At 28.8% G+C, this 16,919-nt stretch carries 19 protein-coding genes; 3 read left to right on the forward strand and 16 right to left on the reverse strand.

The features are described from left to right. The first annotated feature begins 14 nt into the window (after positions 1–14). A complete protein-coding gene (locus tag KQI38_RS00810; protein ID WP_216554337.1) occupies positions 15–1,157 on the forward strand; it encodes an MFS transporter in 1,143 nt (380 codons plus the stop codon). A 3-nt stretch (positions 1,158–1,160) separates the two neighbouring features. Here KQI38_RS00810 and KQI38_RS00815 read toward each other — a convergent pair whose 3' ends face one another. From KQI38_RS00815 to KQI38_RS00845, 7 genes are all read right to left on the reverse strand, one after another. Beyond that, positions 1,161–2,969, reverse strand: a complete 1,809-nt coding sequence (locus tag KQI38_RS00815) for a hypothetical protein (protein WP_216554339.1) — start codon at positions 2,967–2,969, stop codon at positions 1,161–1,163. 12 nt (positions 2,970–2,981) lie between these two features. Then, the gene (locus tag KQI38_RS00820; protein ID WP_216554341.1) at positions 2,982–3,185 is read right to left on the reverse strand and encodes a hypothetical protein; all 204 of its coding nucleotides are present in this window, start codon (positions 3,183–3,185) and stop codon (positions 2,982–2,984) included. Positions 3,186–3,189: 4 nt separating this feature from the next. Beyond that, the gene (locus tag KQI38_RS00825) at positions 3,190–4,011 is read right to left on the reverse strand and encodes an alpha/beta hydrolase (RefSeq protein ID WP_216554344.1); all 822 of its coding nucleotides are present in this window, start codon (positions 4,009–4,011) and stop codon (positions 3,190–3,192) included. 22 nt (positions 4,012–4,033) lie between these two features. Next, positions 4,034–5,260, reverse strand: a complete 1,227-nt coding sequence (gene nagZ, locus KQI38_RS00830) for a beta-N-acetylhexosaminidase (protein ID WP_216554346.1) — start codon at positions 5,258–5,260, stop codon at positions 4,034–4,036. Between the two features lie 115 nt (positions 5,261–5,375). Continuing rightward, on the reverse strand, positions 5,376–6,290 hold the full coding sequence (gene glsA, locus KQI38_RS00835; RefSeq protein ID WP_216554348.1) for a glutaminase A: 915 nt from the start codon (positions 6,288–6,290) through the stop codon (positions 5,376–5,378). Between the two features lie 14 nt (positions 6,291–6,304). Beyond that, positions 6,305–7,969 (reverse strand): nucleoside kinase, encoded by a 1,665-nt coding sequence (locus KQI38_RS00840; RefSeq protein WP_216554350.1) that lies wholly within the window; start codon positions 7,967–7,969, stop codon positions 6,305–6,307. A gap of 17 nt (positions 7,970–7,986) precedes the next feature. Further along, entirely contained in the window at positions 7,987–8,955 is a 969-nt protein-coding gene (locus tag KQI38_RS00845; protein ID WP_216554352.1) for an RluA family pseudouridine synthase, read from the reverse strand. 102 nt (positions 8,956–9,057) lie between these two features. On the opposite strand from KQI38_RS00845, the gene KQI38_RS00850 reads away from it, so the two are divergent. After that, positions 9,058–9,603: an MltG/YceG/YrrL family protein gene (locus KQI38_RS00850; RefSeq protein ID WP_216554354.1), complete on the forward strand. Its 546-nt coding sequence runs from the start codon at positions 9,058–9,060 to the stop codon at positions 9,601–9,603. Between the two features lie 125 nt (positions 9,604–9,728). Here the strand turns inward: KQI38_RS00850 and KQI38_RS00855 are convergent, their stop codons facing one another. Together KQI38_RS00855 and KQI38_RS00860 are read right to left on the reverse strand one after the other, a co-directional pair. Beyond that, positions 9,729–10,283 carry a DUF6648 family protein gene (locus tag KQI38_RS00855; RefSeq protein WP_246565489.1) on the reverse strand — a complete coding sequence of 185 codons (555 nt, stop codon included), beginning with the start codon at positions 10,281–10,283 and terminating at the stop codon, positions 9,729–9,731. Between the two features lie 35 nt (positions 10,284–10,318). Then, the gene (locus KQI38_RS00860) at positions 10,319–11,053 is read right to left on the reverse strand and encodes a pseudouridine synthase (RefSeq protein WP_216554356.1); all 735 of its coding nucleotides are present in this window, start codon (positions 11,051–11,053) and stop codon (positions 10,319–10,321) included. Positions 11,054–11,185: 132 nt separating this feature from the next. Between KQI38_RS00860 and KQI38_RS00865 the strand changes: the two genes are divergently transcribed. Further along, entirely contained in the window at positions 11,186–11,356 is a 171-nt protein-coding gene (locus KQI38_RS00865; RefSeq protein WP_216554358.1) for a DUF1540 domain-containing protein, read from the forward strand. A 47-nt stretch (positions 11,357–11,403) separates the two neighbouring features. Here KQI38_RS00865 and KQI38_RS00870 read toward each other — a convergent pair whose 3' ends face one another. The 7 genes from KQI38_RS00870 to nrdG form a co-directional block, all read right to left on the reverse strand. Beyond that, positions 11,404–11,838 (reverse strand): hypothetical protein, encoded by a 435-nt coding sequence (locus KQI38_RS00870; protein ID WP_216554360.1) that lies wholly within the window; start codon positions 11,836–11,838, stop codon positions 11,404–11,406. A gap of 81 nt (positions 11,839–11,919) precedes the next feature. After that, the gene (gene mnmL / locus KQI38_RS00875) at positions 11,920–12,873 is read right to left on the reverse strand and encodes a tRNA modification radical SAM protein MnmL/YtqA (RefSeq protein ID WP_216554362.1); all 954 of its coding nucleotides are present in this window, start codon (positions 12,871–12,873) and stop codon (positions 11,920–11,922) included. Positions 12,874–12,889: 16 nt separating this feature from the next. After that, positions 12,890–13,711, reverse strand: coding sequence for a Cof-type HAD-IIB family hydrolase (locus tag KQI38_RS00880; RefSeq protein ID WP_216554364.1), 822 nt, complete (start codon positions 13,709–13,711; stop codon positions 12,890–12,892). Between the two features lie 62 nt (positions 13,712–13,773). Continuing rightward, entirely contained in the window at positions 13,774–14,184 is a 411-nt protein-coding gene (locus KQI38_RS00885; RefSeq protein ID WP_094901620.1) for a DUF1292 domain-containing protein, read from the reverse strand. A gap of 87 nt (positions 14,185–14,271) precedes the next feature. After that, a complete protein-coding gene (locus KQI38_RS00890; protein ID WP_216554366.1) occupies positions 14,272–15,735 on the reverse strand; it encodes an aminoacyl-histidine dipeptidase in 1,464 nt (487 codons plus the stop codon). 97 nt (positions 15,736–15,832) lie between these two features. After that, on the reverse strand, positions 15,833–16,330 hold the full coding sequence (locus tag KQI38_RS00895) for a GAF domain-containing protein (protein WP_216554369.1): 498 nt from the start codon (positions 16,328–16,330) through the stop codon (positions 15,833–15,835). 116 nt (positions 16,331–16,446) lie between these two features. Continuing rightward, positions 16,447–16,914, reverse strand: coding sequence for an anaerobic ribonucleoside-triphosphate reductase activating protein (nrdG, locus tag KQI38_RS00900; protein ID WP_216554371.1), 468 nt, complete (start codon positions 16,912–16,914; stop codon positions 16,447–16,449). Positions 16,915–16,919 lie beyond the last annotated feature (5 nt).

The following is a 16,919-nucleotide window of genomic DNA, read 5'->3' on the forward strand; positions in this document are numbered from 1 at the left end:
ATTTGGAGGTCAAAATGAATAATATTCTAATGTTTTCAACTACATTTTTAATTCAAATAATAATAGCTATAGAAATGGGTGTAATTGGACCACTTGCCCCTTTCCTAGCAAAGCATTTTTCCATTAATGAAGGTATGGTAATGCTTTTTAACTTGGGCTATTCTGCTGTTGGATTTCTTGTTCCTTATCTAGGTGTTTTTGCAGATAAATATGGTAAGAAAAAAAGTCTAGTTATATCTTTAATATTATTTATTATTGGTTCTACTATTGGCGGATTTGCAAGATCATCATATATATTTGCTTTTGCAAGAATCTTCATTGGATTTGCATATTTTTCTATAAGTGGAACAAACCTATCTTACATATCTGAATTTATATCTTATGAAAATCGTGGGAAAGCTTCTGGACTACTCAGGACTGCCTTTGGCTCAGCCATACTTTTTAGCCCAATTTATGCTACCTATCTAGTTAGTAAATATAACAATTTGGCTATAATATATATTCCATTAGCTATTGTAGGCACACTTTCTCTAATTCTTTTAATTAATTTGCCTGAAACTAAAAAATCTCATGATGTAAAAGTAGATAAGAAAGAATTTTTATCTTTACTAAAAAATCCTATAGCTAAAAAGATGCTACTTACTGTTTTTTTATTACTAACTGCTCCATCTCTAATACTAAATTATTTAAGCATCTATCTTTCAAACAATTTTAATCTTTCTCAAGTAAATATTGGCATTGCGTACACATTCATAGCCCTGGGAACTATTGCCGGTATTCTTTTTTCAGCCATTTTTTCTGATAAGTTGGGGAAATATAAATTATCTAAAGGTTTATTTGTTTTAATGGTGTTAGCTATAATACCTATTACATACTTTAATTCTTTGCCACTGGTATTGAGTTTTGTAACATTATTTTCTTTTGGATTAGACGGAGGATGGACTTCCTACCAAGCATTGGCATCTGAAATTATCCCAGAAAAAAGAGGAACCTTTATGAGTTTATTCTATACTGTAAATGCTCTTACGATAACATTTTACAGTATAATAGGTCCTCTTATCTATACCTTAGGTGGATTTAAACTTGTCCTAAGCATAGCAGCTATTTCCTCAATTTTAGCAATAATCATTATATCAAAGCTTGATATAAAAGAATAACTATTATTCAATCTTTAATCTATTACTTATTATATCTAAGACTAAATAATGAATCATATAAATAAGTGTTATAACTCCCGTATCATTTAATGCAAAACCAAATAAAGAAGTGATGAAAATTATCATTGCTTCTTCTTTTATTTCTTTAGTATCTCTTATAATTTTTCTTAATTTATTAAGTATAATAGCTTGAAAAATCAATACTATGGAGAATGGTGGTAATATTGTTAGTTTAAAGAGTTCCTTAGCCTTAAAGGATGCTAGGGATATCAATTCACTTACTCCGTTTTCCTTTAATCTATAGAAAAATCCAAATGCATGGGTATTCTCTCCAGTGAAATCATCAAATATTATATTTACACTAAATATAAATATTCCTATTAAAAAGAATAAAAATAAATATCTTCTTATTTCCTTATTAGAGAAAAATAATCTATAAATCATAAGTCCAAATAATACAACAGATGTTATAAATCCACCAGTATTAGCTCCAAAGTATGTAGATAATGTTATCATATTAATTATAAAAATAAATAATCCAATAAATCTTTTTAAAGTATCATTTTCTATTAATTTTGTTATGCTAAAAAAACTCAATATAGAAGTAACTAATAATACTCCCATTATTCCATTATTTAATCCATAATACCTAGCTCCATATACTAAATTATTAAATCCAATATATGAATTATAAATCATCTTTGGATATAAACAAGTTCCGAAAACTACTAAAGCATAAGTAAATATACTTATTAGCTTTACTAAATCTAGTTTTCTTTTTATAGTAAGTCTAGTAATTAAGTAAGATATTAATAAATTAATGCTTAAATAGATAAAAATGTTTTCATGAAATTCAAACAATCCAAGTAATAGTGATGTAAAAATATTTGTAGATACAAAGGCATAAATGGTATATAACCACTTCTCTATCTCATTAGATTTTAACATCCATACTCCAAGTAATACTTGAACAAAATAGATAAGTCCATGAAATAGGTATGCAGCAATCAATAAATTCATATTCTTTTTGTATATATCTTCAATCTCTTTCTTAGGATTATCTGATTCTATGGATTTAAAAGGTTTTCCTATATCAATTTTCTTTTTATAACCATATGTATCCTTTATCTGAGCTGAAATGTCTTCCAATGCAATAAGTCCTTCTCTTTTAGTAGATGAACTTGTCAATAAACCGTGGTTTCCCTTATTAATATGAATAACTGGAACAAGATGTTTATTCAATAAATATTTATCTTCCGTCGCTACGGCTTTAGGCAAAACGATTATTTGCTCATTTTTATAATGATTTAAATATTGATTAAAAATCTCTATTCTATTATGCTCTTGTTTCAGATCATATTCTAATACTAATACATCTGATTTATTTAGTAGATCGTCAGTGTTTTCTACTAGCCAGTTTAAACTATATACTATAGAATCCTCACTATAATCAACTATCCCCTCTCTATTTCCAATTACAAGATTACCTTTTCCTTCTCCGATATATGAAACCTTTTCTTTTTTCAAAATATCACTTAAATAATCTATTTTTTTATCCTTTTTTCCAAAATTCTTTATACTTAGCTTTCTTCCTGTATTTATAGATAAGAATAATCCCTCTTCTGAGTAGGGTGGTCTAGTCTTTAAATTTACAAAACCAATACTATATTGGTCTAAATATAATTCTTCTATCGTTTTTATTGAAAGTTCATCAACTATTAATAGAATAGAATTTATGTCCTCTGCAAATACAATATTAGGTATTAATATTATTGAAATTAATATTATAAATTTTATTATTTTTTTCATCATAACAAATCCACCTTAATATATAATTGAACTTAGAATTCTAAATATTCCTAGTACTAAGGAGAAGATACTTATTAGTATCCTATATCTATAATTTCCATCTTTAACAATGTTTTTTTTCTTGCTAAAAACTCTTTCTCCTCCCACATTATCTATATCGTAGTTTTCTTTTATATAAATAAATATACTTATTGATAAAAAAACTATTCCAATCAACAATGTATTACCCCCTATGATTTAACCAAGATATTATATTATCTATTACTTGGCTTTTTTCTTTTTCATTTAAGATTTCATGATATAGATCATCATATATCTTTATCTCTTTATCCTTCGATGATATACTATTGTAAAGATATATAGCTACTTCTTTAGGTACTATTTTATCTGCTCCTCCGTGAAGAATTAGACATTGATAGTTATATCTTTGAATATTTTTGTTAATATATTTCCTTCCTTTTACTAAAAATTGTACATAAAAATTTAATGTAGCGTCTTTTAATATTAAAGGATCTTTTATATAATATGTTACAACATTTTCATCCCTACAGATATCTTTTGTTATAGGATTTTTTATTCTTATCTTTTTTGCAAATAAATTCAAAAACGCATATAAGTATGACCTATATCCTTGGGCCTTTGGTAAGGTATTAACTGCAGCACCTGAAAATATTTGTCCCTTTAGTTTATTAGGATAGTTTAATCCATATAGACATGTAATAAATCCACCCATACTGTGTCCAAGCATAAAAATAGGCAAATCATTGTTTTCCCTCTTAATTAACTCTACCATTTCATCACAATCTAATATAAAGTCCTCATAAGAATTTATATGACCCAGTATAGATTTAGTCCTCCCGTGTCCTCTTAAATCATAGCGATATACACTATATCCCGCATAATTTAGGCTTTGTGTAATATAATCATACCTTGCTAAATGCTCTGCAAATCCATGATTAATAAGTACTATTGCTTTAGGTGATTCTACAATATCTTTCCTGTAGAATAATTCTATGCCATCTCTAAGTTTTAAATAATTTTCCATTTAGGACACCCCTTTTATATGGCTATTTATTAATCTCTTCAATTAGTTCTCTAGTATCATTATTTAATGTTTTTAGGCTTATCCTACCAGTCTCTTTATCTTCTAATTTATACTTTTCTTTAAGCTCTAAAATTCTATAAACTTTCTTGTCTATATCTTCCTGAGTTATCTCTCCGGTTTCTATAGCTTCTTTTATTTTTTCAAATACTTTTCCTGGGTTATCTTCTCCATGACAAACTAAAGCTATATCTCCTCCTGCCTTAATAAATGATAATACTCCATCCTCTAATGTATAATTCTGCACTATCGCGCCCATAGTCATGTCGTCAGATACTATTACTCCATCATAGTTTAATTCTTCTCTTAGAACGCCTTCAATTATCCTTGAAGACATAGTAGCAGGATATTCCTTATCTATCTCTGGATATAATATATGAGCTACCATTACCATATCTACATTTTTTTTAATAGCTTCAATAAATGGTATCAGTTCAAATGATTTTAACTCTTCTATAGTTTTATCCACTCGAGGTAATTTTACATGTGAATCTACATCAGTATCTCCATGCCCTGGAAAATGCTTCACTGCAGGAATTACTCCTATATCACGTATACCATTCATTACCTCTAATCCATTATTGACCACTTGATCTATGGTAGTACCAAAAGCTCGACTTCCGATTACTGGATTTTTAGGATTAGAATTAATATCTAAAACAGGTGCAAAATTCATATTGAAACCCAAAGCACTAACCCTTTGACCTAATATATTACCAAATCTATAAGAAATGTTTTTGTCATTTTTCTTTCCTATTTTCATAGCTTCTGGTAGCTTTGCAAATGATTTAGGTAATCTACTAACTTTTCCACCCTCTTCATCAATAGATAAAAATAAAGGTATATCACTATTGGTATTTGCATCCTTAATATCATTAAGGAGTTTTAGAGTTTGACTCTCGTCTACTATATTCCTTGCAAATAGTATAAATCCTCCAACCTTAAAATCTTCGATAAATCTAACAATTTCTTCATTAATATCTATTCCGTCAAAACCAACAATCATTAGCTGACCTATTTTTTCCTCTAGGGACATAGATTTAACTTTATATCCTATAGAATCTACTGCTTCTTCATTATTATTGTTAGGTATCTCTATATCTGGTTCATCTAAATCTAAATTATCTTGCTTGCAACCTCCTATGAAAATAATGGATATTAATAATATAAATATTATTACCTTCAGCCTCATGCAATCACCTTTTCTTATGTTATATTAATTTTATTATAGTTTCACCTTATTTACAATAAGTATGAAAACAATAAATAAAATCAAATGGAGGGATTTTGTCCCCCCATCTATCTCTCTAAAATATATTTAAATTTAATTCCTTAGATAGATCACTCATAATTCCATATCCAACTATGGAATTACCATATTGGTCCAATGTTGGACTAAATACACCAATACCCATTTTATGTGGTATTGTTCCTAATATACCTCCACCTACCCCACTCTTTGATGGGATTCCTACTGTTGCAGCATATTCTCCACTAAAATTATACATACCACATGTAGCCATTATTGCTGTTACTATTGATGCTATTCTAGCATCGCATACTTTAGTATCTTGTTCAAGCAACTTACATCTATTAGCTAAAAATAATCCTATCTTAGCAATATCAACTGTCGTTACTTCTATAGAACATTGTTTAAAATATATATCTAATATTTCTTCTACATCACCATCTATAAATCCCCTAGCCTTCATAAGATAAGCCATGGCTCTGTTCTTATGCCCTGTATCCTTTTCCGATAAATAGACTTCTTCGTTATAGGATATATTAGGATTCTCTGTCACTGTTCTAATAAAATTTAACAACCTATTAAAACGTTCCTCTCCCTTACCTTTGATTAAAGATGTTGTAACTATAGCACCTGAATTTATCATTGGATTGGAAGGCTTCACCGTATGAGGAAAATCTAATTTAAATAATGTATTAAATGGTTCTTCAGTAGGTTCATAATCAATTTTTTTAAATACCTTATCCTCGCCATTATCTATTAAAGCTAACATAAGACTCATGATTTTAGATATACTTTGAATAGTAAATTTTACATCATAGTTTCCAGTCTTATAATTATTTCCATCAACATCCATAATGCAAATTCCTATATTATTAGGATTCACTTTAGATAATGCTGGTATATAATCTGCTACTGCCCCTTTGGATATTAAATATCTATTTTTTTCAATAATTTTTGATAATAAATCTTCCATTTTATCCCCCTCATCTAGTGAACATCAAAATAAGTTTTTCCTATGAACTCTCTTAGAATAGAGTTTTGCGGTATTATGCTTTCATCTTCAATGTCTCTAAAATATTCTAAGAATTTAAGTAATTTTTTTGCTTCTCCATAATAAATACTAGTACTATTTATTTCTTCTAAAAGTGGCTTTATATGCTTTTTAAGAACTGCTAATTCATAAACCAAGGTGGAATCAAACATTATATCAGCTTCTTCTTGGAATGGAAAAATATATCTTTCTTCTCCTTTCCTTACTCCAGACCACATTTCCAAGGTACGGATGGCATCATTTCCTCTATATTTTATATCTCTAACGATTCTTCTAATAAGCCTTGTATCAGTAGTAGGAATACGATTATGTGCATCTATATTAAGCTGAGTCAAAGCTGAAATATAAATCTTATATTTATTTTTTTCTGGAATATAATTAGTCATTTTAGGATTTAAACTATGAATCCCTTCAACAATTATAGGATGGTCCTTATCTACTTTGACTATTTTCCCTGATTTCTCACGTTTACCTGTAATAAAATTAAACTTAGGTAGCTCAATTTCTTCTCCCTCAATTAATTTTACCAAATCTTCATTTAACTTATCTAAATCTATTGCATTAATATTTTCAAAATCATAAGTACCCTCTTCATTTAATGGTGTTTTTTCCCTATCAACAAAGTAATCATCCACAGAAATAGATACTGGTCTTTTTCCATTTACCTTTAATTGAACCTCTAATCTTTTTGAAAAAGTAGTTTTTCCCGAAGAAGATGGCCCTGCTATTAAAATCAGATGAATGTCTTCATCCTCACAAATTTTATCTGCAATATTGGCAATCTTTTTTTCATGAAGCGCCTCAGATATTCTGATTACCTCAGCTATGCCACCATCTATAATCTTTTCATTTAAAGAACCTACATATGCTAAATCTAGTATATCTCCCCAATCATTTGCTTCCTTAAATACCTTAGATAATTTCTTGAGTTCCTTAAATTCAGGTATTTGATAATTAGAGTTCATACTAGGAAACATAATTAAAACTCCTGGATAATAGTATTTGAGTTTGAAAGTCTCTACATATCCCGTAGATGGAGCTAAAAAACCATGATATGTATCTCTATGGTCTCCTATATTATATACATCTACTTCTTCTCTGTCTAAAGTGTTAAAAAGTCTTATCTTATCATAGTAATTATATTCTTTAAAAAGTTTTATAGCCTTATCTTTAGACATTTTCTCACGTAGTATTAGAAGATCATCTTGAACTATTTCTTTCATTTTTTCTTGTATTTGTTCTACTTCTTTAAAAGTTATTGAATAATCCTTTTCAAAAGTCACATAAAGTCCTTCACCTAAGAAATGTTCTATTCTTACAGCTCTTTCATGAAATAACTCTTTGCATGCCATTATAAATACAGCAGATATAGTTTTAGTATATATTCTATATCCATCCACATCATTAATATCTAGAAAAATTATACTCATATCTTCTTCAACTATTTTGCCCAAATTGAAAACTTCGTTATTCACTTTGGCACCTAAATATTTCTTGTAGTCTTCCTTAAAGATTTTTCTAGCCACTTCTTTTAAAGTCGTTCCCTTTTCTACTAATAAATCTCCCATTCCTTCTACATGCAACTTGATTTTGTAAGTCATCTTTACCCCCCCAATAATTACTTAAATAAATCTCTTTCTATCTCTTCTGCTTTTCCGGTCAAATCACCAATAAAAACCTTACCGTTTAAATACTCAAATTCATCATATAGTCCATTGAATTCTACTTTATATCCGTGGAGCCATTGATTATCTAAAGAATATTCTTTATTAAATTTTCTATTAATTTCCCTATCTCCATATTTTCTATCTCCAATTACTGGATAGCCTAATGAAGACAAATGACCTCTTATCTGATGAGTTCTTCCTGTAATTAACTCAATTTCAAGTAAAGAGTATCCATTTTTATTTTTCAATGGTTTTATAACAGTTGTGATTTTTTTTGAGCCTTCCCAATCATCTTCATGAACTGCTACTTTATTTTTATCTTCATCCTTTGATAGATAGCCTTCAGCTGTAAACTCTTTTTTTATATTTCCTTTAACTATGGTTTTATAAAACCTTCTTATTTTTCCCTCTTTTATTGCTTCATTTATAGCTTTCAATGACTGGTAGTTCTTCGCTCCTATTATTATACCAGAAGTATTTCTATCTAATCTATTACATATAGAAGGAGTAAAGGTCTTCTGAACTCTAGGCACAAAATCGCCCTTTTCAATCAAATAAGAAATCATGCTATCAACTATATTTTCTTCAAATTCTTTAGATGCACCATGAGATAGTATCCCTACTGGTTTATTTATTAATATAATATTATCATCTTCGTATATAATATTAGGCACTAACTTTGATTTTATTTCTCCTTTTATTGCAATAAACTTATCTATGGTTTCCTCTGATAAATAAAGTTGAATCCTATCACCTTCATAAATGGTAGTTTCTGGTTGAGCCTTAGCATCATTCACCTTTATATTTTTTTTTCTGATCATCTTATATACAAATCCTTGTGGGGCTTCTGCTAAGTATTTCTTTAAAAATCTATCTAATCTTTGTTCACTTTCATTTTTATCTATTATTATTTCTCTCAAAGTTTTCTCACCTTTTCTAAAATCTTATGTTATAATTATATTATACACTATTCTAGAATTAAAACCTAAATTTTTACAAAAGTTCTTTAGAGAGGTGAAGATATGAAAAATTTTCTTGAAGGAATAAAGGACATGCTATATGATTCAATAGACTACATAATAATGATTGGGATTATAGGCATTGTAGTTCTTGTCATAGGTTGGAGACTTGACCTTCTATTTGCAAAGGATGCACTAGATGTACCACCTAAGAATGATGTTGTTATTGAAGATACTGAAGATAAGAAACCTGATTCTTCAATAGATAATGAAGATCAAGATATTGAAGAACCCAATGGCGAAAATCAAGATAATGAGTCTAAAGATAACAATGAAGACAATACTACGGTGGAAAATCCCCCTCAAGATTCTAATGATAGTGTAGAAGATTCTAATGATGGTAAAATTGTTAAAATCACCATACCACCTGGCTCTTTGCCATCTAAAATCGGAAGCATTTTAGAATCAAATGGTCTTGTTAGTAAAACTGATTTTGTTCAAAAAGCTCAGGAATTAAAACTGGATACTAAATTGAAATCTGGTGATTATGAGATTAAAATTGGCAGTTCAGTAGAAGATATAGTAAAATTTATTGCGGATAAAAAATAAAAGTCTTCACAAAAAGACTTTTATTTTTTTATAATCCATGCTAAAGTTTTGATTTTATAAAAAGAAATTAGCTTCAATCAGATTCCCAGAAAACTATCTATAATACTTTAATAAAAGCTTTTAATTTAATAGGTTTCATTAATGTATTCATCTATTAAAGATATTTTTTTCTCTTCTATAAATATTCCTTCTTTTTTAAGTATATCTAACAGCCAAATAGCTTTTGAATGAAATATTGCTTCCTTATAATCAAGAAGTACAATTTCATAAAGCTTGTCTCTTAGGAGTTTTGAATTAACATTAATATAATATGCTTCTACTCCTTTAAATTCTAAGTACTTAAGTAAGCCAAGAGCTGCCTTATCCTTTTCATGATAATAATTATTTCCTTTATTTAAATAATAATTATAATATTTTTGATGTTTTCTAGTGTTTTTTACTTCTTTTGCTAGCATATTAAAATATTTAGCTAAAACATTATAATACTGATAATTATACATTCCCATCTCATAATTATCTATCCTCAAAAAAGGTTTCAAATTCATCTTCATTACTAAATCATAATTATATTCTAAAAATTGTTTTTTTGTTATGTCTCCGTTTTCAAATTGAACTATTATAGCAGATCTATTATCAAAAAACGTTTCAAAATTGTCCCTTTTTTTTATATAAAAATTCAAACTACACACCCTATCTAATTTAATTTTTAGTTATATTATATCACATTTATATGACTTTTTAATAAATTTATCTCATTTTCTGTTAGTTCTCTATACTCTCCCGGACTCAAGAATTCATCTAAAATTAAAGGTCCCATAGAAACTCTCTTTAAAAACAAAACTTTCATACCAATGCTTTCAAACATTCTTTTAACCTGATGAAATTTTCCTTCTTGTATAGTTAAATATACTTTAGATATAATATTAGCATTTATTATCTCTAAATCTGCTGGTAAAGTTCTATATCCATCATCCAAAGTAACTCCATCTTTAAAGACTTCAATATATTTATCTTCTACATATCCGTCTACTTCCACATAATATTTTTTATTTACACCTTTTTTAGGAGATAATAATTCATGGGCCAATTTTCCATCATTGCTTATCATTAATAATCCTTCTGTATCCTTATCTAGCCTCCCTACTGGAAAAGGCTTATAAATTAAGTGCTGTCTTTGAAGTAAATCTATTACAGTCCTAGTTCTTGGATCATCTGTAGAAGAAACAAGACCTTGAGGCTTATTCATCATAAGATATATATATTCTCTATATAAAACCTCTTCATCACCCCAAAAAATTTCATCTTCGTATGGACTTACTTTAAATTCATTATCTAAAACAATAGAATTATTTACCTTCACTCTACCATCTTTTATAAACTTTTTTACATCTTTCCTGCTACCATATCCCATATTAGCAAGTATCTTATCAAGTCTTTCTTTTTTTGACATCTTATCACCCTTCTTATCTAATATTAATATTTTACCCTATTTTACATTTTATTTAAACTCTTCTAAGTATAAAATTTCTTAAATTAGTAAAACTAATATTGTGGAAAATACTTTTTTTGAAAGGAGATTATCATGCACAACAAAAACATTACTGAAGGTGTAAAATGTGTAGTAAACACTTGCCACTATTATGAAAACGGAGATCTTTGTACCGCTGGTAAAATTGAAATACGTCCAAGAAATGCTTCTTCATCAGAAGAAACTGACTGTGCTACATTCCAACCTGATAATAGTATGAAATAAATAAAATGAGTACTTATAAAAGGCAGGAATCCCTCCTGCCTTTTATCTTATATTGCATATTCTGCTTCTAGTTCTATACAATATTCCTTTAAATAATCTGGTATTTCCTCCATAGTATAGTCTATGTTTATAAAAAATTCTGTTTCAAATTTCTCACATATTACAGTTAAATCTTTTACCAGTTTTTCTAAATTCGAAATATCTAATTTTATTATTTTATATATACTATCTACATAGATTTTTTCCACATCATAGTCCATTCCAATTAAGCCACACAAAAAGCCATAGAATGATTCAACATTTAATATATTGAATTCCATGGCATTAATTAGTCTCACATTATAATTTAAAGTAAATATATGGTCGTCATCCACATCAATAAAAGCAATATTACCATTGCCTTCCTTCATATCTTTGTTAGCGTTGTCAATTAACCATTTTGTTTTACCAGAACCTTTTTCACCTAAAATTAACTTAACCATGACTAACCACCTCTACCTTTCTTTTATTTGTTATATTATATATTCGATATAAATTTAGAATTTCCTCTTTTATTTTACAAATTATTTGAATTTTTTTATTCCTTTTCCGTTTAAGTAATCAAACTTGATGCCCTGTCTAGAATATCTTGATTCCATAATAGATACTATCTCATCTCTAATCCTCCACCAAGATTCATTCCAATTAACAAATAATGAATTTTCTTCTGGAGCCCTACCTATGACTCTTTGAATTATAATATTAGGATCAAGATGTTCTAAAAATAAAATTACTCTTTCAATATATTCGTCTTTAGATATTAAAGATATTTCTTCTTTCTTATATAAATTTGCTAAAGCAGTTCCATCTACAATATATAGAGCATGAAGTTTTATCTCCTCTATCCCTAAAGCCGATAATATTTTTGCATTTTCAACTACATCAATATCATTATCCCATGGAAGGTTTAAGATTATATGAGTGCAGTTTCTGAGATTATATTTTTTAATTCTTATGCTTGCATCTATATATTCCCCTAAGGTGTGACCCCTATTAATTTTTTTTAAAGTCAAGTAATTTACTGTTTGTAATCCTAACTCAATAGTTATATCTATGTTATACTCTTTTTTCACATCAGATAAATATTCTAAATATTTATCATTTATACAGTCTGGTCTAGTTGAAATAGATATTTCAACTATATCATCTATTAAAGCCTCTTCTATACAATCTTTAAAATTTTCAAAAGGTAAATAAGTGTTCGTAAAATTTTGAAAATAGGCTATAAATTTTTTCGCCTTATACTTATTGCCAATATATTCTTTATTCCTTATTAATTGATCTCTTATTGATATTGAAGATGATAGATTCTCAAAGGAACCTCCCTCTTCTCCACAAAATATACATCCTCCCTTACCAACAGTACCGTCTCTATTTGGACAAGTTAAAGGTAAGCTTATCGGTAATTTATATACCTTTTCACCATATTTATCATTTAAGTATTTTGAATAGGTATTATATACTGTTATTTGCTTCAATTTTTTCCTCCTTTCTTTATATATTTAATACCCTTTTTAGCTCAAAAGCAACACCTGATTCAGTATTATCTTTTTCTGTAATTATTTTTGCTGCAGATTTTACTAGTAAACTACCATTTTTCATTGCTATACCAAGACCTGAGTTTTTTATCATTTCTAAATCATTATTGTCATCACCAATTGCAATTATCTCTTCAGGTCTAATATTTAATTTATTAGCATATTCAACTAAGCTAATCCATTTGGTTCCAAGAGGATTCATTATTTCTAGCATTGTTTCTGCGAATTTTATATTCTCCATTATATGAGCGTTATAAGAATCAGCATATTTATCCTTTATATACTCATAAAATGGATAAAGCACGTCTTTAGATTCTCCATAAACTACTGCTAATATTTTATCATCTTCTATTTCTAAATAACTGTTTACCTTCTTAAATCTATTGTCCTGCCCTATATAGTCATAATATTCCTTGTCAGATTCAATTATTATATCTATACCTTCTTCATATCCATCTATATGGATTATAGGATTAAGACTTCTTCTCTTTCCTTCCTCAATAATTATCTTAAAATCTTCTATATTAAGGTATTTTGCAAATATAATCTTATCGTCCTCGGAATTCCTAACTATGTTACCGTTATTAGCTAAAATTGTCATATGTCTATCTATGCCTTTAGTTAACTCCTTTGCAGACCAATATCTTCTTCCAGTGGCTATCACCACTTCATATCCTTTTCCAATTAATTTATTAATTGTATCCAAATTTTCCTTTGATATCTCTTTTTTATCATCTAGCAATGTTCCATCTAGATCAATTGCTATTAGTTTATACAATTGCTGTCCCCCCTAAATTGCATAAAAGCACTTCGCCAAAATGGCAAAGCGCTCTCATAAAACTATTCCTTATCGTCTTCTAACTCATCATAGTTTTCATACTCTACAAAATCTTCATCATCTAAAAATAAAGCTTCAAAAGCCTCTGATACAGTTGCAAATTCTTCCTCATCTTCAATTGGTAACAGATCAAACTCATCATTTTCAAGCTCAATATATTTATAAAGCAATACTTCTTCTTCTCCTAAAGGTAACAATGCAATATATTCAACATCTTCAACTTCAAATATACCTAAAACACTGCATTCTAATTCAGTATCATCATCTAAAGTAAGATAGATTATATCGTCTCCATCCATATCCTCAAGCTCAAAATCTTCATATTCATGATCATCACTACAGTCGCATCCGCATCCGCATCCTCCGCAATGTTCATCATTGTATTCAAAAGTTTCATCTTTCTTATTATCCATATTCATTCTCCTTTGCAATTATATTTAATTAATTATATGCTAATGATACCCTATTTAACTATAGAAGTACATATATATTTTAGAAAATTATTGAATTCTTTCTAATACTTTCAATAATAGATTGTATGTCCTTTCTGTAGAAGAAATACTAAGTTTTTCTCCAGGTGCATGCACTCCGTACATATTTGGACCAAAGGATACCATATCCATATCTCCAAACTTTTCTTTGAATAATCCACATTCAAGACCTGCATGAATAGCAGCAATATTTATATCCTTTCCATAAATCTCTTTATATGCTTCTTTGAATACATCTCTTATATAAGAGTCTTTATTATATTCCCAAGCCGGATAGGCAGAAGAACTCTCCCACTGTGCTCCAATAGTTTCGGCTAACAACCTTATTTCATTTGAAATATGATTTTTTAATGTCCCTATTGAGGATCTCATGGCTGACTCAATAGTTATATCATTTTCCATAGTCTTTATGACTCCCACATTATTAGAACTCTCCACTAATCCTCCTATATCCATACTCATAGTTTGAACTCCATTGGGTAAAAGCATTAAGGAAGTAATTACTCTAGTCTTAGTTTCGTTAGAAAACACTTTGCTTTTATCTTCTTTTGCTTTCTCTAATACTAGTGTAATATCTTTATCAGAGGAATTTAATTCAAACCTTAAATCCTTTTCTATATTAGAAACTAGAATCTTAGTTTCTTCAATAATATCATTTGGAATAGAAATAATAGCCTTTGCATATCTAGGGATAGCATTAGATTTAGATCCACCTTCTATATAGCATAAATCTATATCTATTTTTCTATTCATTACATCTAATATTCTTCCCATTATTTTATTAGCATTTCCTCTACCTTTATGAATTTCCATTCCTGAATGTCCACCTTTTAATCCAGTGACTATTAACTCATATAATTCCTTATTATCAGATAATTTATTCCACTCTATTGGAATAGTTATTATATTTCTTTCTCCACCTGCACAACTAACTAGAATTGTTCCTTCCTCTTCAGAATCAATATTTATTAAAATCTTACCTTCTATATTATTTGGATCTAATGCTGCTGCTCCACTCATACCCGACTCTTCATTGGATGTAATTAGTACTTCTAATGGCGGATGGGAAATTTCTTTTGACTCTAATATAGCTAAAGCCATGGCTACTGCAATACCGTTGTCAGCCCCCAGAGTAGTTTCTCTTGACACAATATAATCTCCATCTAATTCGAGCTTAATTGGATCTTTTGAAAAATCATGGTTTGAATCCTCAGTCTTTTCACCAACCATATCCATATGACCTTGTAGCACCACAATAGGACTATTTTCATAACCCTTAGATGCTGGCTTCTTTATTATTATATTTAATGCCTCATCCTGAATAACCTCTAAACCTAAATTATTTCCTATCTTAGCTAAGTAGTCACTTATTCTTTTTTCATCGTGAGAACAACGAGGTATTTTAGATATTTCTTCAAAATAATACATTACACGTTCTGGTTTAAGACCTTCTAACATCCTCAATTTTATCATCCTTTCTGCATTATTAAGCTTTAAATTATCCCTAATTTCATATAGTATTATAATTTTTACCAACATCAATAATGTTTAAACTTTTGTTTAGTTAAATCTATATATTATCCCAATTAATATTTTGACTTAATATCTCAACAAGTTTAATAAAATATTCCTCTTCTACTTTTGTAAATCTATCTTTTACTGGACTATCCAAATCCAATACTCCATAGACCTTATTATCTTTTATTACTGGAACAACTAGTTCTGAGTTTGAAGCGGAATCACATGCAATATGACCTGGGAATAAATGGACATCTGGTACTAATTGCATCTCTCTAGTCTCTACTGCCTTTCCACAGACTCCCTTACCTATGGCTATTCTGTTGCAAGCAGGTAAACCTTGAAATGGTCCTAAAACCAACTCATCATCCCTTAATATATAAAATCCTGCCCAGTTTAATCCCTCTATGCAAGCCATTATTATACCTGTTACATTAGATATATTAGCTAAATCATCTTTCTCTGAGCTAAGCTGCCCTTTTACAAGCATTAGCATATATTTTAATCTTTCCTCTTGATTCATATTCTTAATAGCATCTAATTTAAACATATATTTCACCCCTCGAAACATTTCTTTACCTTATATTATCAAATATATTATGTTTTAACAATAAAAATAATCCTTAAAAAGGAAAAGAACGACCTACGTCGTTCCTAATTCTCCCATCATCCTAAATATTTTTTTACATCTATTATTCTTTGATTTGTTGAGCCTCTAAAATGTAGCATCATAGATTTTTGAGATATGTCAAACTTACCGTCAATCAGTAAATCTGTTTGTAATAATAAATCTCTAAATTTCTTGTTACCAAGTATCTCTTCAAAGGTATATCCTGTATAGGTAACTACGTTTAATCCCAGAGCTTTAACCTTTTTAGCTAAGATGCTACATTCCAATGATTGCTCAAAAGGTTCTCCACCACTGATGGTAATTCCATCTAGTAACGGATTTTCCTTTATTTTATTTACTATATTCTCTATATCCACTAGTTCTCCTCCATCAAAGGAATGGGTTTCGGGATTATGGCAGCCAATACAATGATGATTACATCCTTGAGTAAATATTACAAATCTAATCCCCGGACCATCTACAATGGACTCCTCTTCTATTCCTGCTATTCTTATTTTCTCCATCCTAC

Origin of the sequence: Tissierella carlieri, from assembly GCF_018917285.1 — a bacterium.
Classification (GTDB): Bacteria; Bacillota; Clostridia; order Tissierellales; family Tissierellaceae; genus Tissierella; species Tissierella carlieri.